This window comes from Rheinheimera sp. (assembly GCF_020217005.1).
Taxonomy (GTDB): domain Bacteria; phylum Pseudomonadota; class Gammaproteobacteria; order Enterobacterales; family Alteromonadaceae; genus Pararheinheimera.
The window spans coordinates 1-10,000 of the sequence record NZ_JAIWOI010000175.1 but is presented as its reverse complement, the minus strand read 5'-3'; the positions used below and the strand labels follow the sequence as shown (position 1 = coordinate 10,000).

The following is a 10,000-nucleotide window of genomic DNA, read 5'->3' as shown; positions in this document are numbered from 1 at the left end:
CGGCTTAGTCCGCCTTTTTTAAAGGTAACTATGATGAAATATGTATGGATTGGCGCCGCTTTATCCTTAAGCACAGCTGTGATGGCCGCCACGGATCTGAGCAAATTAACAGATGCCGAGCGTCATGCCTTAGCTGCTAAAACTGAAGTCTGGACTCCTGTGCCGCCTGTAGTCACTGCACTGGAAGGCCAGGCGCCTTCAGATGCGATACAACTGCTGGATAAAAACTTGTCACAGTGGACCTCGGTCAATACTGGCGCTGCTGCACAGTGGACTATGGCAGACGGTGTGTTAACGGTAAAACCCGGTACTGGCGATATCCGCAGCAAGGAGTCCTTTTGCGATATTCAGCTGCATCTGGAATGGCGTGTTGGTAAAGATCGGATGGATAAAGAAGGCCAGCTGCGTAACAACAGCGGTATCTTTTTACAGGAAATGTACGAAATCCAGATTTTAGATTCGTACCAGAATAAAACCTATCCCAATGGTCAGGCTGGTGCTGTCTACAAACAGACTATTCCATTAGCCAATGCAACCCGTCCATCGGGCGAGTGGCAGGAATATGACATTATCTACAAAGCGCCACGTTTTGACGGTGAAAAACGCTTATCACCTGGTTATGTCACAGTGCTGCACAATGGGGTTTTACTGCAAAACCACACTGAAATTGCCGGTACTACCGAATGGATAGGTGCGCCGCAAGTCAAAGCGCATGGCTGCTTGCCACTGAAACTGCAGGATCATGGCGACAGCGTCAGCTTCCGCAATATCTGGGTGCGTAAGCTGTAACCCAAAAATGGGGTCAGATCACATTAGTTACGCATAACTAATCTGATCTGACCCCATTTTCATTACTTCATGTCTGCGATGATGGCCTGCACACCTTTTAATGAGGCTTCAACACTTTGCATCGGAGTCATGCCTTGAGGGTAAGATTCCTGCTCTACCACTAACCATTGGGTGCCACCTATAGTTTTATTGGCGGTGATTAAGGCTTTCCAGTCAGTGGTGTCTTTACCAAGAATAGGATCTTCAGTATTACCAGGTTCTGGCGCCGACGCTTTGTAGTGGGTAGTGATAGTACGGCCAGGGTAAGCTTTGACAAAATCCACCGGATCTTTGCCTGCTACTTCAGTCCAGCCGACATCTTGCTGCAAAATCACTTTGCTGCTGGTGTTTTTGCCAATCACATCCCATGGGGTTTTGCCCATCTCACCCAGCATTTCTGGTTTATGGTTGTGATAACCAACATGCATGCCATGTGGCGTCAGTTTTTCCTGCACAGCGGCTAAATCAGCAGCCACAGCTTTGGCACCTTCGACGGTAAAAGCACGCTGATCCATGGGAATAATTAAATAATGACAATCTATGGCTTTGTAAAACGCCACTGTGGCTTCAAGTTGCTCTGGACTTAACTTTTCAAAAGGTACATGAGCACCTGAAGCTTTTAAGCCAAGTTTGGTTAAAAATGCTTTTAAACCAGCAGGGTCATTGGCGTATTGGCCAAAAAAGCCGGCAAACTCTACGCCATCAAAACCCATAGCGGCGAGCTTAGTCAGTGTGCCTTCAAAGTCGGCTTGCATTGCATCTTTGACAGACCATAACTGCACACTTAATTGTGGTGTTGTGGCGGTAATAGAGACTGTATCGGCATAGCTGAAACCTGAAGCTGTGCTGGCTAACACCAGACTTAATACCCCAGCAGTTTTTGTTAGTTTTTTCTTAAAAAAAAGCATAACCCTGTCCTTTTTATTGTCATTGAAAGCGATTTCAGAGTGCTTGATTTTCGCTTACAAATCAATGCTAAATGCGGTGGTTGGCGGGTTCTTTACCTATTAAGTGGCGGTATTAAAAAAGGGGCAGCAGTAGAGCTGCCCCTGATAATGAATTACGCTGATTTAGCCTTTAATCTGACCAATAAACTGGCGATAGCTGCCACTGTGGCCAGGCTGATGACTCCAGTCCAGCCAAAGTCTGCCAGCGCAATGCTGCCCAAGGCTGAACCTGTCGCCATGCCAATAAATACGGAGGTAAATAACAGTGCATTTAACCGGCCACGCGCCTCAGGCTCCAGGCCATAGACCAGAGTTTGATTGGCGATAAGCGCAGCTTGTACACCTAAATCAAAACCTATAGCGCTCACTACAAGCAAAAGGATCTGACCATTGACTGGCAACAGTGGCAGCAAAAACATAGCGGCAAAGGACAGGGCTACCAAAGCTGCCCCCAACTGAGTGACACGCTCTGGTCCTTGTTTATCGGCGATAGCACCAGCCAAAGGTGCCGCCAACGCCCCTGCAGCCCCAGCCAAACCAAAGGCGCCAGCCACAGCGCTGCCCAGCTGGAAATCTGTGTGCAGCATCACTGCTAAAGTTGACCAAAAGGCGCTGAAGGCGACAGACAATAAGCCTTGAGACCAGGCAGCACGGCGCAGTGCGGAGTATTTTTTCCAAAGCCCGGCCATAGATGTTAACAACGCCGGATAACTTAGTTTGGTATCTGCAGCAAAATCAGGTAACAGCCACCAGAGTCTGAAGCCAATCAGCAGAATGCTCAGAGCAGCCAATTGATACATCATGCGCCAGCCATAATATTCACCAACCATGCCACTGAATACTCTGGACAATAGGATGCCGGTTAATAATCCGGTCATGACAGCTCCAACAGTTCGACCTCTATGCTCAGCAGGGGCTAAAGCTGCAGTGGCTGGCACTATATCCTGTGCCATAGTGGCCAGAATACCTATAGCGAGACTTGCCAGCAGCAAGCCTTCGAGCGCTGGCATCAGTGAACAGAGCAGTAAGGCTAAACTCAATAACAGACTTTTGAGCAGGATAATGTAACGTCTGTTGAATTTATCCCCTAAGGGTACCAATAGCAGAATCCCCAGCGCATAGCCTATTTGGGTAAAGGTAGGCACAAAACCAGTGCTGCTGACATTGGCCTGTAAGTCCTGTGCCATCAACCCGAGCAAAGGCTGGTTGTAATAAATAGTAGCGACACTCAAACCCGTGCCTGTGGCCAGAGTGAAAATAGTCTGGCGGGATAAATGGTGTATTTCTGTGTTGTGCGACAGGCTTTGTGCTGACATAACTCTATTCCAGTATCCAGACCAGCTGGAGTAACACTATGGTGAGGGAGAATTTTTCAATAAACCGCCAATAAGTGGTAGCCACAGCCAAAGTAAAACTGATATACGTATTACGTATGAGCATATTCAAAAATTCTGGCATTGATCGTATAGACTTGATGCACACTTTTGTGCGTATAGTAGAAAGCGGTAGCTTATCCGCCGCCGCTGCTCAGCTGCATACGACACAACCCACTATCAGTCGGCGCTTACAGGCGCTGGAGTCTCTGCTTGGCGTAAAACTGCTGCTGCGCACCACCCATGCCATGAAGCTAACAGACGATGGGCAACGTTGTTATCAGCATGCCAAAACATTACTGAACTGTTGGAATGAACTGGAAGATGATTTAAGGCAGGCCTCAGACGAACCGGTAGGGACTTTAAAAGTGCGGGCTCCTCATGCATTTGGTCAACAGCAGTTGATTGAGCCTTTGGTCAGTTACCTGAACCAGTATCCGCAGATGAGTGTCGACTGGCAGCTCAACGATCACTCCCCGGACTTTATTCATGACGGCATAGACTGCGCTATCCATGTAGGCGAAATTACCGACACTGCTATGGTGGCGGTGTTGGTGGCTGAGGTGCCACGTTTTGTGGTGGCATCGCCCGAACTTCTGGCCCGCTATCCGCAGATTAACCAGGTGGAACAGCTTTCTGATTTGCCCTGGTTGGCCTTAAGTAGTTTTTACCGCACTCATATTCTGTTAAAAAGCGGTCAGCTCAATGCCAGCCATCAGCTGGAGTTTCAACCAAAATTCAGTACAGACAGTTTGTTTGCATTACGCAATGCCATTTTGTCCGGTGTGGGGGTTGGTGTATGTTCGGCCTGGATAGTACAGGACGATTTAGCACAAGGCAGGCTGGTGCACTTGTTACCCCAGTGGTGCGCTGCGCCTTTACCTGTTTATCTGATGTATCCCTATGCCAGTTATTATCCAGCCCGACTACGGAAGTTTTTACAGCTAATACGGGAAGCTATGCCAGGACTAACCGGAACCAGAGCACCTTCGCGCGGATAGCTAATCAACTGATAAGTTGCAGCTGAGGCCAGAGCTTCAGCCAGTTTTTTTGCTGTATTCGCTTTGTAAAAAGCTGAGGTCTTGGATTAAACGGGTTTACTTGCAACTTCAGGCTCCAGTTGTGTTCGAGACCGTAAGGCGCACAAAAGCTAAACGAGTCGTCTTGTTCCAGTCGCACGCCAACACAAGTGGCAATTTCGACCCACTGTGCAATACCTTCTACTGTGTTTTGATAAGGCGCATGGCCATGCAGCAGATGCATTCTGGCCTGATTCCGTACTTCCCAACTGGCCTCCGGTCGCTGGCTGTTCAGCTGAAAAGTCAGTTGCTGCTCTGTTTCAGTGGACTTGTCTGTAGAGTCAAAATACACCAAATCGATATCGTTCAGCGGTGTCATTTTTGACAGCCCGTGCAGATGATCCCAGATGGCATTCCGTAAGAAGCCTGCTGCTAAATAGTAGTCTTCAAGCTTGAGCTGCCGTGCAGCCCGCAGGCAGTTCATTCGAAAGGTATCATGCAGTAGCAAATCTGTAGTGAGGGCGTGGTAGTCTGTCATATAGGCTCAGCGGCTTAATTTTTTCGAATCATACAACAAGAAAAATGATGAAGTCATAGATAAAAAAAGCCCCTTTGCAGGGGCTGTCAAAGTCAAACACCCGGGGAGGTGTTATCAGGGAATGGACCCTTAGTGCACAGGAGTCAACCACAGCACCTGATAAGGTAAAAGTTGCAATGGACCTGCAGGCAGTTTTTTCGCTGTAAGCTGGTCGAACCATAACTGTCCTGATAGAGAGTGGCAAAGTTGCGGATGTTCTGAGAAGTTGACCGCAGCGACCAGACGTTTTTCATCTAATTGCCGCTGGTATAAAAACAAATGTGGATTGTCATCCTGTAGTATCTCGGTGCTGCCTGAACCCAATAATGGCAATCGAGCTCTGGTGTTTATAAGTTGTTGTAATTGCTGATAAATATGGCCAGACAATGTATCGGTAGAGCTTGCCAATGCCAGTTGATTATCCGTGACTGCAACCCTGTTTACCCAACGACTGTCGTCTTTTTTCGCGGGATCTAACACATAGCTGTAATCATTTTTTAAGCCCAGCTCGTCGCCCATATACAACAGCGGCAAACCACCTATGCTTAAAATCACAGAATTGAGCAGATAAATGCGTTGCAAGGCGTGCTGCAGATGCAAGCTATTGTTGTCAATTTCAGCTTTTTCTACCCCGGCCAAAGACGATAGCATGCCAGCGACGCGGCAATCTCCTGTCACAGGGTTTTGTTGAAAAGGCACTCCGGCAGCAAAACTGCCCTCAAACTGACCTGTATAAAACTGGTTTAAAAACTGGCGGTGGTGATCCGGATTTATGCCTAGTTGCCAGGCGATACTGTCGTCAAAAGTCCAGCCAATATCGTCATGACAACGGATGTAATTCACCCAGCTACACAGAGGGTTAATGGCAAAACGTTTGCGCAAGGATTCAGTTAATAAGCGGGTTTTACGGGTGGCGAGGCTATTCCACAACAATGCCATCAAAAGCGGGTTATAGGATAACTGACATTCTTCCGGCGCAATATATTTCACTACTTCATCAGGATGCACTATAGCTTCAGATTTAAACTGTAAAGCAGGTGCAGCTATGCGAGCCACAGCATTAAAAGCTTTGATCAGAGTGTGAGCTTTGGGCAGATTTTCGCAGTTGGTGCCAGCTTCTTTCCAGACAAAAGCCAACGCATCCAAACGCAGCACTGACGCGCCCTGATTTGCCAGAAACAACATTTCTTCCGCCATGGCATTAAATACGGCAGGATTGGCGTAATTTAAGTCCCACTGAAAGCTATTAAAAGTAGTCCATACCCACAAGCCAGACGCTTGGTCCTGAGTAAAACAGCCACGGCGAATTTCCGGGAATATTTCACGTAAGCTTGGGGCAAATTGATCACGTTCCTGCTCCGTCAGGAAAAAATAGAAGTTGCGGTACTCTGCATCACCCGCTTTGGCTTTTTCTGCCCAGCGATGTTCGTCTGATGTATGGTTAAAGACAAAATCAAGCACTGGCTTAATGCCTTGCTGATGCAATTGCTGCATCAGCTCTGCGAGCTGCTGCATAGTGCCAAGTTGTGGCATGGTGTTGCGATAATCTGATACCGCATAACCACCGTCACTATTGGGTTCTGGTGCTTTAAACAGTGGCATAAGATGCAGGTAGTTAATGCCACTTTGTTTCAGATAAGGAATACGTTGAGCCAGTCCCTGAAAATCTTTGGCAAATAAATCGACATAACACGCAGCTCCGAGGGCTGCAGGATCTTTATGCCAGTTTTGTGGCTCTGCATCTTCCTGGCGTAAGTAGGAAGGGCGCTGGGCAGCGCTTTTTGCCAGTAGCAGTAACAACTGTTCCAGATGGTAATAACAGTCATACTGCTCCGCGTAGAGACGAAGATAAAGCTCAAGCAAAACGGGCAGCTGTTGCTCCAATCTGTTGTGCAGTTCTGGCCAACTGTCTTTTGCTGCCGTTTTTAAAGATTTGCTTAATCGTTTAAGTGTTTTTTTGCTTTCAAAAAGCAACAGTTCTGGATTTTCCAGCAACTGAGCTGTACTTTTTTGCATGGCGACAGTTCCGGTCTACACTAAGATGTGCTTAATAGAACTTCATTTTCTGCATTTTGGCAAGGCTTTTAGCGACAGAATGTTGAATTTAAGTGTTGATTATTTACACTTGAACTCTAAGTCGCTAAAGTGATTCTGAAACGTTTTAGTTTGGTGCTGATTTTGCACCTTATTTGAGGAGAGCAAAATAAATGCAGACAACTCCGGTATGTTGTTTTGGTGAGGTTCTGATCGACTTTTTACAGGACAAGCATCAGCCTGGCCTGTTCCAGCGTTTTGCTGGTGGTGCTCCTGCTAATGTGGCAGTGGCCGTGGCTAAATTGGGTGGTCACAGCAAATTTATCGGCATGCTGGGTAAAGATATGTTTGGCGATTTCTTGCTTAATGAGTTGCAAAGTTACGCTGTGGATTGCAGTGCGGTCCGTCAGACTACTGACGCTAAAACAGCTTTGGCTTTTGTCGCATTAAATCAGCAGGGAGATCGCAGCTTTTCCTTTTATCGTCCGCCAGCGGCGGATTTGCTATATAAAGCAGAGCATTGTCCTGCTGAACTTTGGCAGCAAAAAGGTATCTTGCATTTGTGTTCCAATAGCCTGACCGAGCCTGATATAGCTCAAACCAGTTTTGCCCTGGTGCGATTGGCGCAACAGCATGGCTGGCTGGTGTCGGTGGACGCCAATTTACGCCATAACTTATGGAGTGAGGGCAATGCCAGCAGAGAGTTAGTTATTCAACTGCTGGAAATGGCTGATGTCGTGAAATTAAGTGAAGATGAACTGGACTATCTTGCAGAGGGGAAAGACCGGCAGCAATGGCTGCGCCATATTTTGACTTTTCGACCAGCCTGGCTGGTAGTAACGGCAGGTGCTGGCGAAGTGCAGAGCTACACTAAAACAGCGGCTTTTACTTTGCCAGTTGCCATTGTTCCTGTGTTGGATACTACCGCGGCAGGGGATGCCTTTGTCGGAGCCTGGTTATATCAGATCGCAAAACAATTCACTGAAGGAAAGAGTTTTTCTGACTTACTTTCAGACCACAATGCGCAGCAGCTACTAATCAGCCAAGCGATCAAAGCTGGATCTTTAACCTGTCAGAAATATGGTGCTTTTGCCGCTTTGCCCACTTCAGACGAGTGGAGCTAAAAAATTGGGGTCAGAGTAAAATCAAATCTGCGGAATTAATTTTACTCTGACCCCAATTTAAGTTTAGACCTTGATGTCAATATTCTGACCCAGGCTGCCGACAGGACCCGGACTTGGCGACTGCAATGCCGGAGACGAATTAACAGCGCTTTCCAGCAACTGCATCGTTTGTCTCCCTTCCTGTTTTTGCTGGGATTTTGCCAGACTGGCACCCAGTAGTTCATAGCTCTGGCTAACTGCCGTTGAGCCTACGGATTGTGTCATAGTCACTCCCATGCCATATCTCCAAACAACGTATCGGCAAAAGGATCGGGGACTTTAGAAAAATTTTTCAGGATCAGGCAAAAAAATGAAGCCGCTCGTTGCAGCGAGCGGCTTCGGTCTTTAGGCGAGCGGAGTGACTTATGTTCCAAATGCCTGAAGTTGTTGAAATTTTTAAGTTCGATTCAGTCTTTAATGGATCATGGCTGTAGACTGAGAACGAATGCTACGCTCCGGTACTATAGAAGGTAGGGTTGTTGCTTCAACCGCTGCTTCCAGTGGGCGTATAGGTCTGGTTGGACTTTTCTTTACAGTCCCTTTGAGCAGAGGTTCAGGCTTTAAGCTACTTTGACCAATCTTGGCCGCCAAGCCTTGCTGAATGTCTGCTATGGTATAACCGGTTTTAATTTTCATCCGTACATAAGGGATACCGGCTGCTTCAAAAGCGCCACTGACAAACCAGTCAGGTACTGCTTTGTGACCGTTTTTGCTGTTGTTATTCACCAGATCAACCACAGCGACAATGCTCATATCCTCCGGATCACAGAGTACGAAATCCAGATATTTAGCATTCAGTTTTACTGCCGCGGCGATACGGGATTTGGTATCAACATTGCTTTTTAATTCCAGAATATCGGCCATCTTTACTCTGTTCATTACTTTGTATTTACCTTTAACAGCTTGTTCCAGCATGTTTAGATAAGAACGTTCGACCTGAGTAAAAAGGCTGCTTTTTTTATTAAATGGAAAAGGATTGCCATGGTTCATAAAGCGGCTTGCCAGAAAAGCAGCAACCACAACTAACACGGCTAATACTAAAATTAAAACTTCCATTCATGACCTCCGACAAACTTTTGACTCTGCAGCCTGAAATAGTCGGCTGCACTTACGTAGAAGCATAAGCTGTGCCAACAAGTTAGAATAAAAGCTCTATTTAGTATAACTTAGCTGAATGTTTGGCATATAGTCTATTAATGGCTGAAATGGTGGGGTTGTACTGATGTTCGGCTTATAGTGGAGTGACTTCGTATTGCTACTGACAAGGAGCACAACAATGACAAGCAGCAACACAGCAGGATTAGAGATCAAGGGCCGTCTGCCGGCAGAATTTCAAACTATATTAACGCCTGAAGCCTGCCGACTATTGGTTGAACTGACGCGTGAGTTTCGCACTCCACTTAAACAACTGCTACAACAACGCCGCAATGAGCAGGCTGCTTATGACGCAGGTGCTTTACCAGATTTTCGTGCAGAAACTGCAGATATCAGGCAAGGCGACTGGAAGGTCGCGGCCATTCCGGCTGACCTGCAGGACAGAAGGGTTGAGATCACCGGACCTGTGGATCGTAAAATGATCATCAACGCTTTAAATGCTGATGTAAAAGTTTTTATGGCCGATTTTGAAGATTCGCAGGCACCTAGCTGGGATGGCGTCATTGAAGGTCAAATTAACTTACGCGATGCTAATTTAGGCACTATCAGCTACTGCGACCCTCAGTCAGGCAAACAATATGCATTGCGTGACAAGCAAGCCTTATTGATTGCCCGTGTGCGTGGTTTACATCTGTGGGAAAAACATTTAGAAGTGGATGGCGAAGCCGTTCCCGGCTCCCTGGTTGATTTTGCTTTGTACTTTTTCCATAACTACCAAACCCGTTTGGCCAAAGGATCTGGCGTATATTATTACCTGCCAAAACTGCAGAGTTATAAAGAAGCGGCCTGGTGGGACGCAGTATTCCGTTTTACCCAAACCAAGTTTAATCAGCCTGTAGGCACTATCCGCGCTACGGTGTTGATTGAGACTTTGCCTGCAGTCTTTGAAATGGACGAGATTCTG

Annotated in this window: 9 protein-coding genes and 1 pseudogene; 4 read left to right on the top strand and 6 right to left on the bottom strand. The window is 46.9% G+C overall.

Annotated features, from left to right (window positions below; all coding sequences use genetic code 11):
- A partial coding sequence (locus LDL40_RS08585) for a DUF1080 domain-containing protein (protein ID WP_300994863.1) occupies nucleotides 1-789 on the top strand: 789 nt, incomplete at its 5' end.
- A gap of 62 nt (nucleotides 790-851) precedes the next feature.
- On the opposite strand, the gene LDL40_RS08580 is transcribed toward LDL40_RS08585, so the two are convergent.
- Both LDL40_RS08580 and LDL40_RS08575 read right to left on the bottom strand, forming a co-directional pair.
- Nucleotides 852-1,736 (bottom strand): sugar phosphate isomerase/epimerase, encoded by an 885-nt coding sequence (locus tag LDL40_RS08580; protein ID WP_300994862.1) that lies wholly within the window; start codon nucleotides 1,734-1,736, stop codon nucleotides 852-854.
- 152 nt (nucleotides 1,737-1,888) lie between these two features.
- Entirely contained in the window at nucleotides 1,889-3,091 is a 1,203-nt protein-coding gene (locus LDL40_RS08575) for an MFS transporter (RefSeq protein WP_300994861.1), read from the bottom strand.
- A 116-nt stretch (nucleotides 3,092-3,207) separates the two neighbouring features.
- On the opposite strand from LDL40_RS08575, the gene LDL40_RS08570 reads away from it, so the two are divergent.
- Entirely contained in the window at nucleotides 3,208-4,149 is a 942-nt protein-coding gene (locus tag LDL40_RS08570; protein ID WP_300994860.1) for a LysR family transcriptional regulator, read from the top strand.
- A gap of 4 nt (nucleotides 4,150-4,153) precedes the next feature.
- Here the strand turns inward: LDL40_RS08570 and LDL40_RS08565 are convergent, their stop codons facing one another.
- The gene (locus LDL40_RS08565) at nucleotides 4,154-4,705 is read right to left on the bottom strand and encodes a nucleotidyltransferase family protein (protein ID WP_300994859.1); all 552 of its coding nucleotides are present in this window, start codon (nucleotides 4,703-4,705) and stop codon (nucleotides 4,154-4,156) included.
- Nucleotides 4,706-4,834: 129 nt separating this feature from the next.
- Nucleotides 4,835-6,760, bottom strand: a complete 1,926-nt coding sequence (locus LDL40_RS08560; RefSeq protein ID WP_300994857.1) for an amylosucrase — start codon at nucleotides 6,758-6,760, stop codon at nucleotides 4,835-4,837.
- A gap of 191 nt (nucleotides 6,761-6,951) precedes the next feature.
- On the opposite strand from LDL40_RS08560, the gene LDL40_RS08555 reads away from it, so the two are divergent.
- Entirely contained in the window at nucleotides 6,952-7,902 is a 951-nt protein-coding gene (locus LDL40_RS08555) for a carbohydrate kinase (protein ID WP_300994855.1), read from the top strand.
- 63 nt (nucleotides 7,903-7,965) lie between these two features.
- Here the strand turns inward: LDL40_RS08555 and LDL40_RS08550 are convergent, their stop codons facing one another.
- On the bottom strand, nucleotides 7,966-8,166 hold the full coding sequence (locus LDL40_RS08550) for a hypothetical protein (protein ID WP_300994854.1): 201 nt from the start codon (nucleotides 8,164-8,166) through the stop codon (nucleotides 7,966-7,968).
- Between the two features lie 189 nt (nucleotides 8,167-8,355).
- A complete protein-coding gene (locus LDL40_RS08545) occupies nucleotides 8,356-8,997 on the bottom strand; it encodes a DUF2726 domain-containing protein (RefSeq protein WP_300994852.1) in 642 nt (213 codons plus the stop codon).
- Between the two features lie 220 nt (nucleotides 8,998-9,217).
- On the opposite strand from LDL40_RS08545, the pseudogene LDL40_RS08540 reads away from it, so the two are divergent.
- Nucleotides 9,218-10,000: pseudogene (locus tag LDL40_RS08540) on the top strand (malate synthase A); the annotation flags it as partial.

Bases quoted from the DNA above. Each gene is read 5' to 3' on its own strand.
- LDL40_RS08555 (WP_300994855.1), top strand. From the start codon at position 6,952: ATGCAGACAACTCCGGTATGTTGTTTTGGTGAGGTTCTGATCGACTTT.
- LDL40_RS08545 (WP_300994852.1), bottom strand. From the start codon at position 8,997: ATGGAAGTTTTAATTTTAGTATTAGCCGTGTTAGTTGTGGTTGCTGCT.
- LDL40_RS08550 (WP_300994854.1), bottom strand. From the start codon at position 8,166: ATGACACAATCCGTAGGCTCAACGGCAGTTAGCCAGAGCTATGAACTA.
- LDL40_RS08560 (WP_300994857.1), bottom strand. From the start codon at position 6,760: ATGCAAAAAAGTACAGCTCAGTTGCTGGAAAATCCAGAACTGTTGCTT.
- LDL40_RS08565 (WP_300994859.1), bottom strand. From the start codon at position 4,705: ATGACAGACTACCACGCCCTCACTACAGATTTGCTACTGCATGATACC.
- LDL40_RS08580 (WP_300994862.1), bottom strand. From the start codon at position 1,736: ATGCTTTTTTTTAAGAAAAAACTAACAAAAACTGCTGGGGTATTAAGT.
- LDL40_RS08570 (WP_300994860.1), top strand. From the start codon at position 3,208: ATGAGCATATTCAAAAATTCTGGCATTGATCGTATAGACTTGATGCAC.
- LDL40_RS08575 (WP_300994861.1), bottom strand. From the start codon at position 3,091: ATGTCAGCACAAAGCCTGTCGCACAACACAGAAATACACCATTTATCC.